Source organism: Oleiagrimonas citrea (genome assembly GCF_012395255.1).
Classification (GTDB): domain Bacteria; phylum Pseudomonadota; class Gammaproteobacteria; order Xanthomonadales; family Rhodanobacteraceae; genus Oleiagrimonas; species Oleiagrimonas citrea.
In genome coordinates this window covers 437,031-457,172 of record NZ_JAAZQD010000001.1, presented here as the reverse complement: position 1 = coordinate 457,172, position 20,142 = coordinate 437,031, and the positions used below count along the sequence as shown (strand labels likewise).

Annotated in this window: 21 protein-coding genes; 15 read left to right on the top strand and 6 right to left on the bottom strand. The window is 66.1% G+C overall.

Going from position 1 to position 20,142, the window contains the following annotated elements:
• The first annotated feature begins 8 nt into the window (after positions 1 to 8).
• The 9 genes from ubiG (at position 9) to HF690_RS01865 (ending at position 8,880) form a co-directional block, all read left to right on the top strand.
• Complete coding sequence (gene ubiG / locus HF690_RS01905) at positions 9 to 713, top strand: bifunctional 2-polyprenyl-6-hydroxyphenol methylase/3-demethylubiquinol 3-O-methyltransferase UbiG (protein WP_168608257.1); 705 nt, start codon at positions 9 to 11, stop codon at positions 711 to 713.
• Positions 710 to 1,387: a phosphoglycolate phosphatase gene (gene gph, locus HF690_RS01900; protein WP_113065878.1), complete on the top strand. Its 678-nt coding sequence runs from the start codon at positions 710 to 712 to the stop codon at positions 1,385 to 1,387. Before ubiG ends, gph begins: the two co-directional genes overlap by 4 nt.
• Positions 1,384 to 2,226, top strand: coding sequence for an isoprenoid biosynthesis enzyme family protein (locus tag HF690_RS01895; protein ID WP_113065879.1), 843 nt, complete (start codon positions 1,384 to 1,386; stop codon positions 2,224 to 2,226). The genes gph and HF690_RS01895 overlap by 4 nt, the downstream gene beginning before the upstream one ends.
• Before the next feature lie 120 nt (positions 2,227 to 2,346).
• Entirely contained in the window at positions 2,347 to 3,303 is a 957-nt protein-coding gene (folE2, locus tag HF690_RS01890; protein WP_168608256.1) for a GTP cyclohydrolase FolE2, read from the top strand.
• Between the two features lie 70 nt (positions 3,304 to 3,373).
• Positions 3,374 to 4,543 carry an acyl-CoA dehydrogenase family protein gene (locus HF690_RS01885; protein WP_168608255.1) on the top strand — a complete coding sequence of 390 codons (1,170 nt, stop codon included), beginning with the start codon at positions 3,374 to 3,376 and terminating at the stop codon, positions 4,541 to 4,543.
• Positions 4,544 to 4,632: 89 nt separating this feature from the next.
• On the top strand, positions 4,633 to 5,286 hold the full coding sequence (locus HF690_RS01880) for a hypothetical protein (protein WP_205300779.1): 654 nt from the start codon (positions 4,633 to 4,635) through the stop codon (positions 5,284 to 5,286).
• Between the two features lie 111 nt (positions 5,287 to 5,397).
• A complete protein-coding gene (locus HF690_RS01875; RefSeq protein WP_168608253.1) occupies positions 5,398 to 5,943 on the top strand; it encodes a GNAT family N-acetyltransferase in 546 nt (181 codons plus the stop codon).
• A 97-nt stretch (positions 5,944 to 6,040) separates the two neighbouring features.
• On the top strand, positions 6,041 to 6,565 hold the full coding sequence (locus HF690_RS01870; protein ID WP_240151522.1) for a cupin domain-containing protein: 525 nt from the start codon (positions 6,041 to 6,043) through the stop codon (positions 6,563 to 6,565).
• A gap of 47 nt (positions 6,566 to 6,612) precedes the next feature.
• Positions 6,613 to 8,880, top strand: a complete 2,268-nt coding sequence (locus HF690_RS01865; RefSeq protein WP_113065883.1) for a thiamine pyrophosphate-dependent enzyme — start codon at positions 6,613 to 6,615, stop codon at positions 8,878 to 8,880.
• A gap of 71 nt (positions 8,881 to 8,951) precedes the next feature.
• On the opposite strand, the gene HF690_RS01860 is transcribed toward HF690_RS01865, so the two are convergent.
• Genes HF690_RS01860 through HF690_RS01845 form a run of 4 tightly spaced genes read right to left on the bottom strand, consistent with a single transcriptional unit; the run spans position 8,952 to position 13,537 of the window.
• Entirely contained in the window at positions 8,952 to 9,551 is a 600-nt protein-coding gene (locus HF690_RS01860) for a Slp family lipoprotein (protein ID WP_113065970.1), read from the bottom strand.
• Positions 9,552 to 9,603: 52 nt separating this feature from the next.
• A complete protein-coding gene (locus tag HF690_RS01855; protein ID WP_193568353.1) occupies positions 9,604 to 11,616 on the bottom strand; it encodes a transglutaminase TgpA family protein in 2,013 nt (670 codons plus the stop codon).
• A complete protein-coding gene (locus HF690_RS01850; RefSeq protein ID WP_168608252.1) occupies positions 11,613 to 12,599 on the bottom strand; it encodes a DUF58 domain-containing protein in 987 nt (328 codons plus the stop codon). The genes HF690_RS01855 and HF690_RS01850 overlap by 4 nt, the downstream gene beginning before the upstream one ends.
• On the bottom strand, positions 12,596 to 13,537 hold the full coding sequence (locus tag HF690_RS01845) for an AAA family ATPase (protein WP_168608251.1): 942 nt from the start codon (positions 13,535 to 13,537) through the stop codon (positions 12,596 to 12,598). The genes HF690_RS01850 and HF690_RS01845 overlap by 4 nt, the downstream gene beginning before the upstream one ends.
• Before the next feature lie 44 nt (positions 13,538 to 13,581).
• Here HF690_RS01845 and HF690_RS01840 point away from each other — a divergent pair, with 44 nt between their 5' ends.
• Positions 13,582 to 15,186 carry an ArnT family glycosyltransferase gene (locus tag HF690_RS01840; protein WP_168608250.1) on the top strand — a complete coding sequence of 535 codons (1,605 nt, stop codon included), beginning with the start codon at positions 13,582 to 13,584 and terminating at the stop codon, positions 15,184 to 15,186.
• Between the two features lie 4 nt (positions 15,187 to 15,190).
• Here HF690_RS01840 and HF690_RS01835 read toward each other — a convergent pair whose 3' ends face one another.
• Together HF690_RS01835 and HF690_RS01830 are read right to left on the bottom strand one after the other, a co-directional pair.
• Complete coding sequence (locus HF690_RS01835; protein WP_168608249.1) at positions 15,191 to 15,787, bottom strand: Maf family protein; 597 nt, start codon at positions 15,785 to 15,787, stop codon at positions 15,191 to 15,193.
• On the bottom strand, positions 15,784 to 16,239 hold the full coding sequence (locus HF690_RS01830) for a hypothetical protein (protein WP_113065972.1): 456 nt from the start codon (positions 16,237 to 16,239) through the stop codon (positions 15,784 to 15,786). The genes HF690_RS01835 and HF690_RS01830 overlap by 4 nt, the downstream gene beginning before the upstream one ends.
• Positions 16,240 to 16,359: 120 nt before the next feature.
• Here HF690_RS01830 and HF690_RS01825 point away from each other — a divergent pair, with 120 nt between their 5' ends.
• The 5 genes from HF690_RS01825 to fabG all read left to right on the top strand — a co-directional run bounded on the left by HF690_RS01825 (position 16,360) and on the right by fabG (position 20,125).
• Positions 16,360 to 16,878 (top strand): YceD family protein, encoded by a 519-nt coding sequence (locus HF690_RS01825; protein ID WP_113065888.1) that lies wholly within the window; start codon positions 16,360 to 16,362, stop codon positions 16,876 to 16,878.
• A gap of 18 nt (positions 16,879 to 16,896) precedes the next feature.
• Positions 16,897 to 17,091 carry a 50S ribosomal protein L32 gene (gene rpmF, locus HF690_RS01820; protein WP_113065889.1) on the top strand — a complete coding sequence of 65 codons (195 nt, stop codon included), beginning with the start codon at positions 16,897 to 16,899 and terminating at the stop codon, positions 17,089 to 17,091.
• 139 nt (positions 17,092 to 17,230) lie between these two features.
• Positions 17,231 to 18,214, top strand: coding sequence for a beta-ketoacyl-ACP synthase III (locus HF690_RS01815; RefSeq protein ID WP_113065890.1), 984 nt, complete (start codon positions 17,231 to 17,233; stop codon positions 18,212 to 18,214).
• 170 nt (positions 18,215 to 18,384) lie between these two features.
• Positions 18,385 to 19,332: an ACP S-malonyltransferase gene (fabD, locus tag HF690_RS01810; protein ID WP_168608248.1), complete on the top strand. Its 948-nt coding sequence runs from the start codon at positions 18,385 to 18,387 to the stop codon at positions 19,330 to 19,332.
• A 49-nt stretch (positions 19,333 to 19,381) separates the two neighbouring features.
• Positions 19,382 to 20,125 (top strand): 3-oxoacyl-ACP reductase FabG, encoded by a 744-nt coding sequence (gene fabG / locus HF690_RS01805; protein ID WP_113065892.1) that lies wholly within the window; start codon positions 19,382 to 19,384, stop codon positions 20,123 to 20,125.
• The last annotated feature ends 17 nt before the right edge of the window (positions 20,126 to 20,142 follow it).

Sequence of the window (20,142 nt, the reverse complement as noted above, 5' to 3'; positions counted from 1 at the left end):
AGATCACGATGATGACTGGCAATGTCAGCGCCGAGGAAATTGCCCGCTTCGACAAGCTGGCCTCGAGGTGGTGGGATCCCGATGGCGAGTCGCGCCCGCTGCACGACCTGAATCCGGTGCGCACGGCCTTTGTTGCCGATCGCGTCCGGCTGGCGGGTGCGCGCGTGGCCGATGTGGGCTGCGGTGGCGGTCTGCTCAGCGAATCGCTGGCGGCGGCCGGTGCCGATGTGGTCGGCATCGACATGGGAGAGGCCGTGATCGACATTGCCCGGCTGCACCTGCACGAGTCGGAACTGAAGGTCGACTATCGCGTGCAGTCATCGGCCGAGTTGGCAGCGGCGGAGCCGGAAAGCTTCGATGCTGTCTGTTGCATGGAATTGATCGAGCACGTGCCCGATCCGCATGCATTGATCGCCGATCTTGCGGCGATGCTGAAACCGGGCGGACGACTGTTCCTGTCCACGCTCAACCGCACGCCGGCGGCGTTCGGCGCGGCCATTCTGGGCGCCGAATACGTACTGCGCATGCTGCCGCGCGGCACACACCACTATGCGAAGTTCCTGCGGCCCTCGGAGTTGGCGCGGAGTCTGCGCGACCAGGGACTCGAACTCGACGAGGTGCAAGGTTTGAAGTACAACCCCATGAATCGAAAGGCTTCATTTTCCTCATCCACGGCCGTGAACTACATTCTCGCGGCGCACAAACCGGCATGAAGACGCTGCCTGAATCCCTGTCCGGCGTGCTGTTCGATCTGGACGGCACCGTGCTCGACAGCGCCCCGGACCTCTTTGCCGCCCTGTGTGAGCTGTGCGCGGAGAAGTCTTTCCCGTTGCCCGACTATGCGCCGGTGCGCCAGGTCGTTTCGCGTGGCGGTCGAGCCATTCTGAAGGCCGGCATTCAAGAGCTGGATGAAGATCAGGTCGAGGCCTTGCTGCCGCGTTTCCTGGCCTGCTACGCCGAGCGGATGGGGACCGATTCGCCGCCGTTTCCGGGCGTGTCCGCGTTGCTCGAGGCGCTGGAGGCGGACGAGGTCCCGTGGGGCATCGTCACCAACAAGGCCGGATTCCTGACGGACCCGCTGCTCGAACGCGTGGGTCTGGCGTCTCGCGCCGCCGCCGTGGTCTGCGGCGACACGCTGCCTGTTCGCAAGCCCGATCCCGCTCCCGTGCTGTTGGCGTGCGAGCAGGCGGGCATGGAGCCGTCGCGCGCGGTGTTCGTGGGCGACGATGAACGCGACGTGCAGGCCGGCCGCGCAGCGGGTCTGTTCACCGTGGCGGTGGCCTGGGGCTATCTCGACGGCGGCGACCCGCATGCCTGGGGCGCGGATGCCGTGGTCGAGGATGCGGCGGCGCTGCAGGCGCTGCTGCGGTTGAAGGTATCCGCGTGAGCGACGACGCCCTGCACAGCTATCTGCAGAAGTGGCTGCAGGCACAGCCCGCGCAGCGCTTGGCGTTGCCGTTCGTCGACGAGAGCGGTCAGGCCGGGCATCTGGCGCTGGCGGCTCTGGAGCAGGAATGGGTCGACGCCGCCTACGGCATCCGTGAGTCGCATGTCGCCCAGGTGAAATTGAATTGGTGGGCGGAGGAGCTCTCCGGCGCCGCGGCCAGCGGCGGACGTCATCCGCTGACGCAGGTCCTGTTCGCCGCCCCCGAGATTGCCCGGATCGAGCCGTCGGACTGGCTGGCGCCGATCCAGGCTGCGATGGCACAGCAGGATCTGCCCACGCCCGCCGATTTCGCGGAGCAGCGCACGCGTGCACAGGCTTTTCACGGTGCGTGGGCGAATCTGGAGACACGCTGGTGGTTCGGCGTCGAGGCGGAGGCCTCGCGTGCCGGGATCGCGGCGACGGCCGATCATCTCCTGCATGCGCTGGTCTGGCTCGACACGCAGGTCGATCACGACCGGTTGGCGCTACCCATGGCACGTCTGGCGCGGCACGGACTGGACCGGTCCGCGCTTGCGTCCGACAGTGCCGAACGCCGCGCCGCGCTGCGCGACCAGCTCGACGACATTGCCGCACTGCTGCGCGATGCGCAGGCGCATGCGGGGCCGCTGAGTCTGTTCCGCGGGCTGCAAATGCGCGAGAATGCACGACTTATCCGACGCGCTCGCCGCGCGGCCGACCCGCTGGCACGTCTGCGCGAGGCGCGGGCGAAGCCGGCACCGGGCAGCGTGTTCCGCGCCTGGTCCGCCGCGCGCGCATGGCGGCGACAGGCCCGCATCTGAACGCAGCGTTCGCCGGGCGCGCGCATTGCACCGGCGAAATCCGGCCCCATATCGCGTAAGGTTCTGCGGGACGGACTTTTTTTCCGAACCGTGCCAGGCTCCTCCGAGGACACACGACACATGGCCACCGACGACAACACCGCACGCGCATTGCCCGACGACGCGCACCAGGCGCAGGCCCAGGTGGCCGGCACGCTGGACTGGGTCGGCATGGATGGCATCCAGGCGCCGTTGATGATCGCCGATGCGGACGGGCAGACCCAGCGCGTGGTCGCGCGCATCGATGCGCATGTGAATCTGCATCGCCCCGAGGCGCGCGGCATCCACATGTCGCGCCTGTATCTGCTGGTGGAGCAGGCCCTGACCGCGGAGCCGCTGGCACCGTGCATGCTGCGCAAGCTACTGAACGGTTTCCTGGAGACGCACGCCGATCTTTCCGATCGCGCACGTCTGCGCATCCGCTTCGAGCATCTGCTGCGCCGTTCCGCCTTGAAGAGCGTGCACAGTGGCTGGCGCAGCTATCCGGTCACCGTCACCGCGACCATGTGCGACGGCGAGATCGATGTGGAGCTGGCGGTCGATGTCGTCTACTCCTCGACCTGTCCGGCCTCGGCGTCGCTGTCGCGACAGCTCATCCAGCAGCAGTTCGCGAAGGATTTCGCCGACGGCGAAGCGCTGGATCGCGCGGTGATCATGGACTGGCTGGGCAGCGCCCAGGGCATGGTCGCCACGCCGCATGCGCAGCGCAGCACCGCGACACTGCGGCTGCGCATGGCCCCGGCGTTCGGTTTCGCGCTGGAGTCGATCATCGATCGCGTCGAGGACGCTCTGGGCACGCCGGTGCAGACGGCCGTCAAGCGCGAGGACGAACAGGCTTTCGCCCTGGCCAACGGACAGAATCTGATGTTCTGCGAGGACGCCGCACGCCGCATCCAGGCGGCCTTGAATGCCGACGAGCGTATCGCCGACTTCGCCGTGCGCGTGGCGCACCATGAGAGCCTGCATCCGCACGACGCCGTGGCCCATGCCAGCAAGGGCGTGCGCGAGGGCTATCGCGCGGACGCGTTCGACGACTGACGACGGCAACCGGGCGCGGCGTTTGCAGCGGCGTTACAATAGGGGTTTCATCGACCCTATCGGAGCCTGCATGGCCGCTCGCCTCAATCCGCTCGATCTCTACGATGTCCGTTCGCTGCTCTCCGACGAAGAGCGCATGGTGCAGGACAGCGTCGCCCGCTTCACCGATGAGAAAGTGCTTCCGATCATCGGCGATTGCTTCGACCAGGGGCGTTTCCCGACCGAGCTGATCCCCGAGATTGCCGGACTCGGTCTGCTCGGCGCGACCATCCCCGAGGAATACGGCGGCGCCGGCATGAATGGCGTCTGCTACGGCCTGATCTGCCAGGAGCTGGAGCGCGGCGATTCCGGCCTGCGCAGCTTCGCCTCGGTGCAGAGCTCGCTGTGCATGTATCCGATCTTCGCCTACGGCAGCGAAGAGCAGAAGCAGCGCTACCTGCCGAAGATGGCGGCGGGCGAGATCATCGGCTGCTTCGGTCTGACCGAACCGCACGGCGGCTCCGATCCGGCCAACATGAAGACGGTCGCGAAGAAGGACGGCGACGACTGGGTGCTCAACGGCGCCAAGATGTGGATCACCAACGGCAACCTCGCGCACATCGCCATCGTCTGGGCGCAGACCGACGACGGCATCCGCGGCTTCATCGTGCCGACCGACACCAAGGGCTTCACCGCCCAGGAAGTGCACAAGAAGATGAGCCTGCGCGCCTCGGTCACTTCGGCGCTGTTCCTCGACGATGTGCGTCTGCCGGCCGACGCGATCCTGCCCAACGTGAAGGGCCTGAAGGGGCCGCTCGGCTGCCTGACGCAGGCGCGCTACGGCATCACTTGGGGGCCGATCGGCGCCGCCCAGGCATGCCTGAAGGAGGCCCTGGACTACACCGGCGAACGCATGCTGTTCGGTCGCTCGCTGAATTCGAATCAGGCCATCCAGCTGAAGCTGGCCGACATGGCGCGCCGCATCACCACCGCTCAGCTGCTGTCGCTGCAGCTGGGCCGCCTCAAGGACGCCGGCGCGATGGCGCCCACACAGGTCTCGCTGGCGAAGTGGAACAACGTGCGCATGGCCATCGACATCGCGCGGGAATGCCGCGACGTGCTTGGCGGCGCCGGCATCACCACCGAGCACGCGGCCATCCGTCATGCATTGAATCTGGAATCGGTCATCACCTATGAAGGCACCGAGACGGTGCACCAGCTGGTGGTGGGCCGCGAACTGACCGGTATCAACGCGTTTTAATCAATGTTCGAACAGGGATGATCATGATGAGAAGGATTGCAACGGTGTGTAAAGTTGCAGGATGTTTGTCCGTACTTGCGATGGCTACCGTGGCGCAAGCTGCAGACAGCCATCTGGTAAAGCCCGATCTTAGGCTTGATCCTGTCTTCATCGATGCAAGCTATGAGATGGGACCGTGCTCTCAGATTCGGTCCACGGGTTTGCTGGACCACTTGTTGGGAACCGACAAGGGGCCGAACGACAATGCAAAGAAGATGCCTGCATACATCTTGTGCAGACAGCTTCCCAAAGCACTGTATCTGGTCCTCCGGCAGCGCGGTTTTCGCGTGGCGCTCACAGAGTTTACGACCAAGCCCTTGAAGCAAAAGGAATACACCAAAGCCATCGTGGCATTCGAAAAGAAAATCTCGAATTCTGGTCGCTATGGTGATTACTACATGTTGAGCTACAAGGGCACCGCCTTCCAACGTAATCTCCATGTGATCTCCATTTTTTCACTGCGCGGTCCGGTCGATCCGAAGACTGGAAAAAGAGATTTACTGGGATCGTTTGAACTGGACCGCGACCAGATCTACTACGCAAAGGGAAGTCGACCCGACAACGGCGCCATGGTCTACGGTATGCGGTCGCCGGTCGCAGTTGCGGAGATCGTCGCCAATTCATTGGAAAAGCGTTGTCACAAGCGGGGATTTCTTGGGCAGTTCAATACCTGTTTCGATCGGCTGCATCTCAGAGCCCCATGATTTCCTGCAACAGCTATCGATGTTTCACTGTCTTGTCAGGCACGGTCGAGATGACTGTCCATCGTTCGCGTTCCTGCTTCCAGCAAACATACGTCGGGATCTGATTCCGCCATGTCCGTCCCCCGCATCGAAACCGAACGCCTGATCCTGCGGCTTCCGCTGCTTGAGGATTTCGACGCCCACGCCGCCAACATGGCGGACGAGGAAGCCTCGCGCTTCATCGGCGGTCCGCAGGCGCGGGCCGTGGCCTGGCGGGGATTCCTGCAATTGGCCGGCGCTTGGGAAATCCAGGGGTTCTCCATGTTCTCGGTGATCGAGAAGGCGACCGGCCGCTGGGTCGGCCGGCTCGGGCCGTGGTTCCCGGAAGGCTGGCCCGGGCCCGAGGTCGGCTGGGGCATCGTGCGCGATGCCTGGGGCAAGGGCTACGCCACCGAAGGCGCCACCGCGGCGATGGATTTCGCGTTCGACACGCTGGGCTGGGATCGCGTGGTGCATTCCATCGCGCCGGACAATGTCGCTTCGCAGGGTGTGGCACGAAAGCTCGGCTCGCGTTGCCTGGGTCCCGGCACCTTGCCCGAACCCTACGACGACAAACCCATCGAACTGTGGGGGCAGTCGCGCGATGATTGGCGAGCGAGGCGAAAACAGAAACCATGAAGGTGTTCGCGTCGCGGATCGAGACCGATCGCCCGGCTTCGCGCCCGCCGCGAGCCGGCGATTTAGATGCACGGCGGCGTCACGTGGAGGAGGTGGCATGACCGCACCTCGCATGCGCGAGCCGGACGCTTGGCGGTTTTCCTGCGATGGACATGTCCCCAACCATCCGCAGTTTCCCGTGCTGCACTACCCGGGCGTCCTGCCGGAGGGCCCGGACCGCGCGGCGAGGTTCGAGGCGCTGTTCGCCACCCATCATTGGCCCCCGGCCTGGCGCGCCGGCATCTATCCCTGGCATCACTACCACGCGACGGCGCACGAGGCGTTCGGTATCGCCAGCGGTCGGGCGCGCCTGCGCCTGGGCGGCGCTGAGGGACGGGATGTCGAGGTCGTCGCCGGAGACGTGCTGGTGCTGCCAGCGGGTACCGCGCATTGCGGACTGGAGGCCAGCGACGATTTCGTCGCGGTCGGCGCCTATCCGCAGGATGCCGACGTGGATATGCATCGCGCGTCCGAGACGCTGCCGGCGTCCATCTTCACCCTGATTCACAACGTGCCGCATCCGGACGCCGATCCGGTCTCGGGTCGTGAAGGCCCTCTGATGCGCTTGTGGCCGCGGACCTAGCGGTCGCGGCCGAGTTTCTCTTTTCCACGCATTGCACTGGATCACGCATGACCGTCAGCCAACGCCCCATTCCCGCTCGCCACAAGGGCTTCAACCGCGCAGAGATCGTCGACCAGAATTTCACCGAGTTCGTGCAGCACTGGCAGGGTGAGGTGAACGCGCCGCCAGCCGACGAGGCGCCGGTGCTGCCGGGTAGCGAGTTGAGCGCGCGGGGGTTCCGCGAGTTGTTCGAGTCGCAGCTGGTCAGCCGTCATCTCGACCTGATGGCGCGCGTGCTGCGGGTCAAGAACAAGGTGTTCTACACCATCGGTTCCTCGGGACACGAGGGCAACGCGATGGTGGCGCGGCTGACGCGCCACACCGATCCGGCGTTCCTGCATTACCGTTCCGGTGCGTTCATGGCCGAGCGTTCGCGCAAGCTGCCGGGCATCGATCCGGTGCGCGATTCCGCGTTGTCGTTCGCCGCCAGCAAAGAGGATCCGGCTTCGGGCGGTCGCCACAAGGTGTGGGGCAGCAAGCCGCTCTGGGTGCTACCGCAGACTTCGACGATCGCTTCGCATCTGCCCAAGGCCTTCGGTACGGCCATGGCCATCGACCAGGCCGTGCGTCTGGGCCACGCGCTGCCGATTCCGGATGATTCGATCACGATCTGCTCGTTCGGCGACGCCTCGTCCAACCACGCCACCGCACAGACAGCCTTCAACGCTGCGGCCTGGGCGGCCTACCAGAAGCTGCCGGGGCCGGTGCTGTTCGTGTGCGAGGACAACGGCATCGGTATCTCGGTGAAGACACCGGGTGGCTGGATCGCCAGCAATTTCCAGCGCCGTTCCAATCTGGACTATTTCTACGCCGACGGTCTGGATCTGGCGCACGGCTACGCCGGTGTCGCACGCGCCGTCGAGCATTGCCGGCGCACGCGTCGTCCGACCTTCCTGCATCTCAACACCACGCGCGTGATGGGCCACGCCGGCACCGATTTCGAGATCGAGTGGCGCTCGATCGAGGAACTGGTGGCGCTGGAGGCCAGCGACCCGTTGCTGCGTTCGGCCGCGATCGCGCTGGAGTCGGGGTTGTACACCCGCGAGGACGTGCTCGATCTCTACGAGCGTACGCGTGCGCGCTGCTTCGAGGCGGCCGAGCAGGCCGATACCCTGCCCAAGCTGGAGACGCTGGACGAGGTGATGCGTCCGCTCGCGCCGTACACGCCCGATGCGGTTCGCGCCGAGGCCGAGCGCACCGATTTCGAGGCGCGTCGTGTCGAAGTGCACGGCGGCCAGGGCAAGCTGCCGGAGAACCTGCCGCCGCGGCATCTGGCGATCCAGATCAACCAGGTGCTGCACGAGTTGATGGCGAAGTACGACCAGGCGCTGCTGTTCGGCGAGGACGTCGCGCAGAAGGGCGGCGTCTACACGGTCACCAAGGGGCTGCGCAAGGCGTTCCGCGGCGCGCGCGTGTTCAACACGCTGCTGGACGAAACCACGATTCTCGGCCTGGCCCAGGGCTACGCCAACCTCGGCTTCCTGCCGATTCCGGAGATCCAGTATCTGGCCTACCTGCACAACGCTATCGACCAGATCCGCGGTGAGGCGTCCAGCCTGCAGTTCTTCTCCAACGATCAGTTCCGCAATCCCATGCTCATGCGCGTGGCCAGCCTGGGCTATCAGAAGGGGTTCGGCGGCCACTTCCACAATGACAACTCGATCACCGCGCTGCGCGACATCCCCGGACTCGTGGTCGGATGCCCCTCGCGCGGCGACGATGCCGTGACCATGCTGCGCACGCTGATGGCGCTGGCCAAGGTGGATGGCCGCGTGTGTGCCTTCCTGGAACCGATTGCCCTGTACATGACCAAGGATCTCCATGAGGCCGGCGACGGCGCGTGGCAGTTCGACTACCCCGCGCCGGGCGAGGCGATGACGCTGGGCGACGGACGCGTCTACGAGGACGATGCGGAGGATCTGGTCATTTTCACCTACGGCAACGGTGTGCCGATGGCGCTGCGCGCAGCGCGGACCATCGAGCAGGCGCAGGGCTGGAAGACGCGGGTGGTCGATCTGCGCTGGCTGGTGCCGCTCAACGAGGCCTTCATTGCGGAGCAGGCGAAACGGGCGCAGCGCATCATCGTGCTTGACGAGGGGCGTCGTTCCGGCAGTGTGGGCGAGGGCATCGTCACGGCCATCGTCGAGGCCGGTTTCGGCGCGACGCCGTTGCGCCGAGTGACCGGCGCGGACACCTTCACGCCGCTGGCTGGCGCGGCTTTCTGCGTGCTGCCGGCGGAGAAGGACGTGGTGGCGGCCGCGGCGGAACTGGCCTGAGACAGTGTCGATGGACGCCGATTACGAAAAAGCCGGCGCGAGGCCGGCTTTTTCGTGCATGAGGGCAGGAATCACTTGCCCTTGTTGATCACGGTCGGTGCCAGGCGCTGCTTCTGCGGCACGACGATCACGCGTGGTGCGTAGGGGTAGTAGTAGGGGCTCCAGTATCCGCTGCCCCAGAACGGCGACGGTCCCCAGAACGGGTCGTACCACGGGTCGCGGTAGACGGTCGTGTAACGCGGCCGCTTCGGCCACAGGTAGACCGTGTTCGCCTCCAGGCGCGGATAGGGGTAGTCGTACTTGCCGACCTTCTCCGAGACGATGCCATGCAGGGTGCCGGTGAAGGTGACTTCCCGCCCGCGGACGAAGATTTCCGGGTCGTAGAAGCCGCTGTGACAGGCCACGAAACGGCCTTCGCCCGAAACGTTCACGCGTGGGCGCGCGCTGGCGTCGAGCGGGTGGGCGAGGACGTAGAAGCAGGTATGGCCGGCCTCGGGTTCGGTGCGAATGATCTGGCCGCCCCAGCGCACTTGAGCGGTGTTGCTGGCGCCACTTCGAGCCGCTTGCGGCGTCACCTGCGCGTAGGTGCCTTCGAGGGGCTTGGGGATGGTGGCGCAAGCGCCAAGCGTCAGAGCACCTGCGGCGACAAGGGCGAGTTTCCAGCTGGACATGAGTGTCTCCATGCGGGGCGAGTGGGGGCGAACGCGTGGGGCGGTTCGTCGTTCATTGGACCGCTGGGCGCGGCGTAAATTCCCGCACGCGTCGGGTGAACGCGCGCACGGCGCTAGTTTCCGCTTCCGTCTGCGCATATCGCAAGTCCAGATAGCTCTGAAGCAGCATTTCCAATCGGTCGCGTTCATGCGGAAGCTCCCGTGCGGCGCGGGTCAAGTAGTCGCGCGGTCCCTCGGCGAGACCGCGCTGGATACCCCGTCGCGCCAGTCGTCGTTGCAGCAAGTGCATCGCGCGGTCCAGCGGATCCTGGCGACGTTTTCGCCACAGCGCGAGTCCCAGGCCGGCCGCCAGCAACACGCTGACGCTGATGGCCAGGGCCACGCCCAACGTGCGACTGTCGGCCTTCTGCACGCCGAACGGTTTCAGCAGCCCGCGCTGACGCAGGTCGTCGAATCCGGTAACGGCCTGGTTCCACCATCGGTTGACAATGTCCCAGCGGTTGCGGATGTTTTGCAGCCAGGACGCCTGGTACCACTCACGCGAAGCGCCCGCGGCGGCGGCCGATCCGAGATCGACCCGCTCCGGTCGCACGGCGGCGGTGGGATCGACGCGGACCCAGCCGCGGTTGGGCATCCATACTTCGCTCCAGGCATGAGCATCGGACTGACGCACGAGCAGGTAGTCGCCCATGGGGTTCCAGTAGCCGCCCTGATAACCGGTCACCACGCGAGCGGGAATGCCCGCAGCGCGCATGAGGAAGGTGAATGCCGAGGCGTAGTGCTCGCAGAAGCCCTGGCGCGTCGAGAAAAGGAAGTCGTCGACCGTATCCCGTCCCAGCGGCGGTGGCGTCAGGGTGTAGCGGAAGCCGCCGTCGTGGAAGAGCTTGAGTGCGGTGTCGACGATGGTCTGTGGCTGATCGCCGTATTCGCGACGCCATGTTTCAGCCAGTGCGCGCGCACGCGGATCGAAGCCTTGCGGCAGCAGTAGGGCACGATGGCGATCGTTGGCGCTCAGTTGTGGCGCCAGCACGTGCACCGTGCTTGAGCGCATTTGGTAGTGGTACAGCGAGCGGATGCGGCTCGCGTGCAGCAGCGTGCGCGCTTGTGTGAAGTGCGCATCCCGTGGCGGATCGATCGGCGTGTCCAAGGCGAACAGCCAGTGCTGTTGCGTCGGTTGCAATGCAATCTGGTAGCGATAGACGCCGCCGAGCACGCGCATGGGTTCGGCTTGCGGGCGCAAGGCTTCGGGGGTATGCGGCGAGGCGTCATGCGCGGCGCTCCAGCGCCGGCCATCGAAGCGCCACAGAACCGGGCCGCGGAAATAGCGTTGCGCCGGCGGCGGAGGCGGGCCGTCGAAACTGACCCGGAAGGCAGGGCTGTCGTCGATCAACAACTGCGTGAAGTCGCCCGGCGCCATGCTGCCGGACACGCCGGTCCGCGCCGGTCCGCTGGACGGCGCGCCCCAGAGCGGCGAGCTCAGGCGCGGAATGAACAGGAAGCCGGCCAGTGCCAGCGGCAAGGCCAGCGTAGCCATGCGCAGCACGCCTCCCAGCTGCATGCGCCAGTGCAATGAAGCGTGGCCGGGCTCCAGTGCGCTCAATGTGGCCAGCGCCGGAATCAGGCCGAGCGCGACGAACAGCGTCGGCAGCAGGGTCTGGCTGAACAGCAGGGCGCTCATCAGTCCGAAACAGGCGAAGGCGACGCCGACGCGCGCGTCGCGCGTGCGCTCGGTTTCCAGCAGTTTGAGCACCAGCATGCCGGCGATGAGTGCGCTGCCGGGCTCCTGACCAAAAAGACTGCCGTACTGGGCGATCACGCCGGCCGGCAGCGCCAGCGTCAATGGCAGGCGTATGAGCCAGGAGACGCGCCCACCGCGAAAGCGCCGCTGCATCCAGCGTCCCGCCAGCAACACGCTAAGTCCCGCGCTCCACCACACCGGAAGGTGCGGCGCATGGACGGCGACGACCGCAGCCATGGTCAGGCACAGCAGGTCGAAAGCGCGCCGATCCAGCATGTGGTCGTCGGTTGCGCGAGGTGAACCGAGGGCGCGTGCGAAAGGCTTCATGGCAGCAAGGCCAGTGCCGACATGCAGCGGTGATAGTGTTCGCTGCCGCTGCCCGGCCCCAGCGTGGTGTCGGGCAGGCGCAGCGTCCAGCGCTCGCCGTGTGCATGCGCTTCGATCACCCAGCGTGCCAGTCGCGCGATGCGTTGTTCATAGCTCAGTCCGCGTATTCGCTGCCAATCCAGCATGCGCGCGTCGCGCGCATCCGGGCGATCGAGTTCACGCACCAGCAGATCGTGATGACGTGCCGAGAGCTTCCAGGCAATGTGCTTGATCGGGTCGCCGGCGCGATAGTCGCGCAGGCCCGCCAGTTCATCGCCGTCGCGCGGTGAGCGGCGCGAGGTGTGTTCGTCGATGCCTTCGGCAGGCGGCCCATCCGTTTCCGGAGCAGGGTAGACCAGAAGCGCGATATCCGGATGCAGCCAGCTCCACGCGCGGAACAATCCGAAGGGCCAGGTAGTCGACGCGCGGATGCGCGGCAGTTTCATCCAGCCGCGTGACCGGGTCGGCAGCGACAGCGTCACCGATTCGTCGGCGCGCGCGAAACTGGCGTGCACGTGACCGCCAAAACCATCCAGTTGCAGTGCCGTGCGCGGTCGACCGCCAGCGTCCAGCCGGACCTGCACGGACAGGTTCTCGCCGGCGCGGGCCGGTTCGGCGCGAATGGCGCAGACACGCAGGCCATCGAGGTCCCGGAACGCGGTCAGCATGCTGTTTACGGCGATGCCGCCCAGCAGGCAGGTCAGCAGCAGTGCCGAGTTGTTGGCATAGTTGAGCGCGCCCACCAGCATCACCAGCAGCACCGTGGCGAAACCGACGCCGAAGCCGGTCGGGAGAATGTAGATGCGGCGTCGACCGAGTTCGATCGGCAGCGTCTCCGGGCGCTTCATCCTCGTCAGCGCTGGAAGGTGACGCTCGATGCGCTGGCGCAGACGCGCGAACCGGACGGCAGCTTGTTCGCTTCCGTCCGTGTCCACCGGACTCATTCCACTGCCACCGTGTCCAGCAAGGCGCGCGCCAGCGCTTCGCGGCTCGCGCCCTTGCCCGGGATCAGGCGATGCGCGGCCACCGGCACGAACAGCGCCTGTAGGTCCTCGGGGATCACGTAACCGCGGCCTTCCATCAGGGCCCAGGCGCGCGCGCCGGCGAGCAGGGCCAGTCCGGCGCGTGGCGACAGGCCGACGCGGATGTCGTCGTGCTGGCGGCTGGCGGCGAGTAGGCGCTGCAGGTAGTCGAGCAGGGCCGGGCTGGCGGTGATGGCATGCGCGCGTTGCCGCAATTCGATGATGCCGGCGGCGTCCAGGCGTGGCTGCAGGCGTGCCAGCACGTCGCGGCGATCCTCGCCGGCGAGCAGGTCGCGCTCGGCGCGCGCATCGGGATAATCCAGGCTCAGCCGCAGCATGAAACGATCCAGCTGCGAGTCGGGTAGCGGAAAGGTGCCGGCCAGGTCCAACGGGTTCTGCGTCGCCACCACGTAGAACGGCTGCTTCAGCGTGTGCGTGCGCCCATCGATGGTGACCTGGCCTTCGGCCATCGCTTCGAGCAGGGCGCTCTGCGTTTTCGGCGTGGCGCGATTGATCTCATCGGCCAGCAGTAGTTGGGTGAAGATCGGGCCGGGATGGAATCGGAACGCATCCGTCTCGCGTTCGTAGACGCTGACGCCGATAATGTCCGACGGAAGCAGGTCGCTGGTGAACTGGATGCGTTGGAAGGCAAGATCGAATGTGGCCGCGACGGCGTGCGCAAGCGTGGTCTTGCCCACGCCGGGGATGTCCTCGATCAGCAGGTGGCCACCGGCGAGGATGGCCGCGACCGCCATGCGCACCTGTTGCGGCTTGCCGAGCAGGACACCGTTGATCTGGTCGAGCGCATGCTGCAGCGATGCAGGAAGGTCGGCGTGGTTCTGGGGTGCGGTGGCATCCATCAACAGGTTCCTGGGGACGACTCGGGATTCGGAAGGAGCATCACTTGCGCGATGAGACCAGTGTAGCGAGCGCCGACACGCGCTGGCGAGCCGCGTTCCTGATCGCCTTCACGCTTCTGCAAACGTTGAAGCTGGGTGTTGCCGCGCGCCTGGCGCCGTTCGTCGACGAGGCGTTCTACTGGCAGGAAAGCCGGCATCTGGCCTGGGGCTACAGCGATTTGCCGCCGCTTACCGCGTGGCTGATCCGCGCCGGCGAAACCGTGGCCGGGCACGGTCTGCTGGGCATGCGCTGGCCGTTCCTGCTGCTGGGGGCATCGCTGCCGTGGCTGGTCGTGGCCTTTGCGCGGCGTCACTTCGGCGTGCGTGTGGGCTGGCAGGCGGGCCTGTGGTGTCTGGCTCTGCCGTTGGCCGGTTCGATGGGCATTCTGGCGTTGCCCGATGTGCCGTTGACCGCGGCGATCATGCTGGCCGTGCTGGCCCTGTCCTCGGCGTTGTCGACGGATCGCTGGCGTGACTGGTTGCTGCTTGGCGTCGCGCTGGCGCTGGCCTGGATGACGCATTATCGGGCGGCCATGGTCATGCTGGCCGGGCTGATCCTCCTGCTGGTCACGCCGCGCGGTCGTGCGCAGTGGCGGCGCCCCGGGTTGTGGCTGGCGCTCGGCGTGGCCGCGCTCGGCCTGCTTCCATTGATCGTGTCCAATCTGCATCAACGGGGTGCGGGACTGGAGTTCCAGCTGGTGCAGCGAAACCCTTGGCGGTTTCATGCCGATGCGCTGGTACAGCCGCTGGAGCAGGCGCTGGTTTGCACACCACTACTGTATCTCCTGCTGTTGTGGGTTGCGTGGAAAAGCGTGCAGCGCATGCGTGATGGCCAGGCCGGCTGGGATGTGATCGCCGTCACCGCCGGTACCTTCCTCGGCGCGTATTTCCTGTTCGGCTTGTTTGCCGACGACACGCATTTTCGCGTGCACTGGCCGTTGCCGGGTTATCTACCGCTGCTGGCTGTACTGCCGGTGTTGCTGGCCGGAGTCCGAGGCTGGCGACGCGTATACGTGCATGTTGCGGCCGGGCTGGCCGTGCTCGGTCAGATCGCTTTGTTGATGTGGTTGACGCTGGCCAGTGTTCCGGGCGGCGTGGCGTGGCTGCACGGCGTGAAGGCCTTCCCGGAAAACTTCGTCGGTTGGGATCGGAGTTCGGTCGTCGTGGAGCGCCTGCTTGCCGCCGCGCCGCCCGGCACGGTGCTGGTTGCCGACAACTTCAAGCTGGCCGCCGAGATCGATTTCCAGCTGGACGGCACGCGTCCCGTCTACGTGCTGGACAGCCCGCTCAACGTGAAGCACGGGCGCAGTCCGCAATTACGCATTTGGCATCGTGATGGTCAGTCCTTGCGGAACCGGCTCGCGGGTTCGCCGATGCTGCTGGCGGTGGAGGAGAGCGCGTTGCCCGAACGCGAGCAGCCACATGTACTGGGCCGGATGTGTCGCCGTATCCGGGATCCGAGGCTGCTGGATGCGTTGCAGATGGACCATGGACGCAAGCGCTTCGCGTTCTACGCGGGCACGGTTCCCGCGCAGCTCGGGCCGATTCGCCCGCGCGACGATTGCGTGATCTGGCGACACGCCTACCGAACGCGCGAAGCCGCGCGTTGACGATTCAGGGCAAGGTCACGCCACAATCGCGCAGGGTGCGGGCCAGCGCGATGAGCGGCAGGCCGATCAAGGCCGTCGGGTCATGTGTTTCGACGCGCTCGAACAGGCTGATGCCGAGTCCCTCGCACTTGAAGCTGCCCGCGCAATCCAGGGGGCGCTCGCGTTCGATGTAGCGAGCGATGGTCGCGGCGTCCAGGGGGCGGAACTGGACGACGGTTCGATCGAGAAAACTGTGCTCCCGGCGATTTCCGTCCCGCGGCGCGATCACGCAGACAGCTGTGTGGAAGTGCACACAGCGACCGCTGCTGGCGGCCAGCTGTGCGTGAGCCGTGGCGTTATCGCCGGGTTTGTCGAGCACCACGCCATTCAGTTCGGCAACCTGATCGGAACCGATGACCAGGGCGTCGGCCATGTCCGGTCGGTCGGCGACGGCGCGCGTCTTGTCTGCGGCCAGGCGAACGGCGCGGTCGGCGGGGGACTCGCCAGTTCGTGCGATTTCGTCGATGCCGGGTGCGATGCAGGTGAAATCGTCCAGCAGCCGACGCAACAGATCGGCGCGGTAGCGCGAGGTGGAGGCCAGTACGATGCGTGGTGGGTTCATTGCAGCTTGTCGCGTTCGATGCGGTCGCGGACCGCCTGGTCCAGGTCCCGCTGGGCGCGGCCCAGGGCGGCCAGTTGCGGTTCCATCTGCCGTCGGGCCTGTTTCAGCGCATCGACGGCCTCGTCCAGTTGCTTCTGGGTCGCGGTTTCGGCGTGGTCGCGAATCCACAGGCGATGCTGCAGCAAGGAACGAAGCCCCGAATCCACGGCCTGCCGCGCCTCGTTCTCGTTGGCGCTGGGGGTGGTCGGCGACAGCGACATCACGGCATGCGCCTGATTCAGCCGCTGCCGGCATTCCTTGAGATCGCTTTCCAGCCGGTCGGCGTTGTCCAGCAGGGCTTCCAGGGTTCGCGTGCGACGGCGCTCGCGCAGGATTTGCCGGCCGGTGTAAGCCAGTCCGATAAGGATGATCAGCAGCAGAAGGACGCTGAGAGACAGCGCGGTCGGATTCAAGTGCATTCCCCCGGTCGTGCGATCTTCAGTGTGGTGCACCGCGGCAAGGCCTGCAAGCTTGTCGCTGCCGGCTTTACAGGGTTTGACTGGTGCGCCCTCTGGACCTAGAATTGCGCGGATATGTCCGTGTCTCTGCCAGCATTCGTCGACGCGTGGCGCATGGTCGAGGAACGTCGCATCTTCGAGGGTGCGCTCCCGATCGCCGGTTTCAAGCGCCTGCGAAGCCTGTTGGCTGACGAGGCGGGCGAAGCGCGTTACAAGCTCGAATTCGTGCGCAACGAGTTGGGCGCGGCTTCCTTGCTGGTCGAGGTGTCGGCGTCGCTGACATTGATCTGCCAGCGCACGCTGGAGCCGTTCGTGCTTCCGGCCGAGGTCAAGTCGCGGCTGGGGCTGATCGCCCACGAACGCGAAGAGGCGGCGCTGGCGCCCGAGTACGAACCGTTGCTGGTGGACGCGGATGGCCGCATCGATCCGGCGGCGGTGATCGAAGACGAACTGGTGTTGGCGGTGCCCCTGGTGCCGGTGTCACCGACAAGCGAATGGCCCGAGGAGGGCCGCGGCGCCGGCCCGATGGTCGAGTCGGACGCCGAAAGCAGAGAAAACCCGTTCGCGGTCTTGCGCGAACTGAAGAAACACTGATTTTTCCGGAGAAGCACCATGGCAGTTCAGAAGAGCCGCAGAACCCCTTCCACCCGCGGCATGCGCCGTGCGCACGACGCGCTGAAGCCCGTGCAGCTGTCCACCGACCCGACCAGCGGCGAGGTGCATCGTCGTCACCACGTGACCAAGGATGGCTACTACCGCGGTCGCAAGGTCATCGACCGTGCCGACCAGATCGTCGACGAAGAGTAAGCTTCGTTCGGGATCGGCAAGTTTGTGCAGGGCGGCGCGGCAACGCGCCGCTTTGCGTTTGGCGTCAGGTCCGCATCGGCCGCAATTGCGTTAGAGTGCAGGGTCTGAATCCGGGGCGGATGTCCGCTCCACCGCTGGCATGGGGGATAGAACCCTGAAGTACGCACGCATCATCGCAACCGGCAGCGCGCTCCCCGAGCGCACCGTGACCAACGCCGATCTCGAAAAGCTGGTCGAGACCAGCGACGAATGGATCCGCACCCGCACCGGCATCCGTGAGCGCCGTGTTGCCAACGCCGAGGAAACCACCGGCGAACTTGGCTACCGCGCCGCGCTGCAGGCGCTCGAACGCGCTGGCGTAAAGGCCTCCGAGCTCGACTTGATCGTGGTCGGCACGACCACGCCCGACATCATCTTCCCGTCCACCGCCTGTCTGATCCAGCATCGCCTGGGCGCGAATGGTTGTGCGGCGTTCGACGTCAATGCGGCCTGTTCGGGTTTCGTCTATGCCTTGGGCGTGGCCGACAAGTTCATCCGCAGCGGTCAGTCGAAGAAGGTGCTGGTGATCGGCGCCGAGACGTTGACGCGCATGGTCGACTGGAACGAGCGTGAAACCTGCGTGCTGTTCGGCGATGGCGCTGGTGCGGTGGTGCTGGAAGCCTCGGACGAGCCGGGCATCCTGGCCACATGCATGCACGCCGACGGCGGCTACAAGGAACTGTTGTACAACCCGGTCGGCGTTTCCGCCGGCTTCAAGGACGAGCCCAATCATGGCGTGCGCATCCGCATGAGCGGGCGCGAAGTGTTCAAGGTCGCGGTGAAGACCCTGGACTCGCTGGTCGGCGAGACGCTCGGCGCAGTCGGCATGGACGAGTCGGAAATCGACTGGCTGATTCCGCACCAGGCCAACCTGCGCATCATCGAGGCCACCGCCAAGCGTCTGAAAATGTCGATGGATCGCGTCATCGTGACGGTCGACAAGCACGCCAACACCTCGTCCGGTTCGGTGCCGCTGGCGCTGGACGCCGCCGTGAGCTCGGGCAAGGTCCAGCGAGGCCAGAACCTGTTGCTGGAAGCCTTCGGCGGCGGGTTCACATGGGCTTCGGCGCTGGTGCGTTACTGAGTGCCAGCATCGCTGGGTCCGAATCCGCAACGGCCGCCACAGGGCGGCCGTTGTCGTTTACGGGCGGCTCGAAGCGTGACGCGCGATCGATTCAAACGCTCGACTGCTGAACCGCGCGGCCAATGCTGGCATCCTTTACGGTTTGTCATTCCAGGAACGCAGAATTCACCATGACCGCGACTTCAGCATCTCTCGCATTCGTGTTTCCCGGCCAGGGTTCGCAGTCTGTCGGCATGCTCGCCGAGCTGGCAGCCGCGCATCCGGAGGTTCAGGCAACGTTCGCCGAAGCATCCGAAGGCGCCGGCGCTGATCTATGGGCGCTGTCGCAGCAGGGGCCGGAAGATGCGCTCAACCGCACCGAGAACACCCAGCCGGCGCTGCTGGCTGCGGGTGTTGCGGTATGGCGCGTGTGGATCAAGCTGGGCGGCGTGCAGCCGGCGCAGCTGGCCGGGCACAGCTTGGGCGAGTACACGGCGCTGGTCTGTGCTGGCGCGTTGTCGCTGCATGACGGCGCGGCACTGGTGGCCGAACGCGGTCGCCTGATGCAGAGTGCGGTACCGGTCGGCGTGGGCGGCATGGCCGCCGTGCTGGGTGGCGACGATGCTCGCATCGCCGAGATTTGCGCAGAGGTCGCGGGTGATCAGGTGGTTGCGCCGGCCAACTTCAATTCGCCGGGCCAGGTTGTCATTGCCGGACACGCCGAAGCCGTCGATCGAGCACTGGCGAAGCTGACCGAAGAAGGCGTGAAGAAGACCGTGAAGCTGGCCATGTCGGTGCCCTCGCATTGCGCGTTGATGAGCGAGGCGGCTGAACAGCTGGCCGAGCGCATGGCCGGCATGCACTGGAGCGCGCCGACGCTGCCCGTGGTGCAGAACGCCGACGCGAAGGTTCATGCCGATCTGGATGCGATTCGCGACGCGCTGCGCCGTCAGCTGTTCATGCCGGTGCGCTGGACCGAATGCGTGCAAGCGCTGGCCGCTGCCGGCGCGACCGCGCTGGGCGAATGCGGGCCGGGCAAGGTTTTGACCGCCCTGACGCGACGCATCGACCGAGGCCTCGATGCGCGCGCGCTGGGCATGCCGGACACCATCGAAGCGGCGCGCGACGCCTGGGCTTGAGCGCCCTCTGACTCCCACACATCATCATCGAGTACAAAGGACTTCCACCATGAGCAAGCCCCTCGAAGGCGAAATCGCCCTGGTCACTGGCGCCACGCGCGGGATCGGTGCGGCCATTGCCGATACCCTGGCCGCGCAGGGCGCGACGGTGGTCGGAACGGCCACCAGCGAGAACGGCGCGTCGACCATTGATGCGCGCCTGAAGCCCCACGGCGGCGCGGGTCGCGTCCTCAACGTCACCGACGCAGCCGGCGTGGACGCGCTGATCGGCGAGATCGCCAAGGAATTCGGCCCGGTGTCGATTCTGGTCAACAACGCCGGCATCACCCGCGACCAGCTGCTGATGCGCATGAAGGACGAGGAATGGGACGACATTCTCGCCACCAACCTGACCTCGGTCTTCCGCACGTCCAAGGCCGTCATGCGCGGCATGATGAAGGCGCGCAAGGGCCGCATCATCAACATCGGTTCGGTGGTCGGAACCACTGGCAATCCGGGGCAGACCAACTACGCGGCGGCCAAGGCCGGCATCATCGCATTCTCCAAGTCGCTGGCGCGTGAGGTCGGTTCGCGCGGCATTACCGTCAACGTGGTGGCGCCGGGCTTCATCGACACCGACATGACGCGGGCACTGGACGAGACGCAGCGATCCACGCTGGAGACGCAGATCGCGCTGGGCCGTCTGGGGGCGCCCGAAGACATTGCCAACGCGGTGGCTTTCCTGGCCTCGCCGTCGGCGTCCTACGTGACCGGCGAGACGCTGCACGTCAACGGTGGCATGTACATGCCCTGAGGCTGTTCTGCCGTATG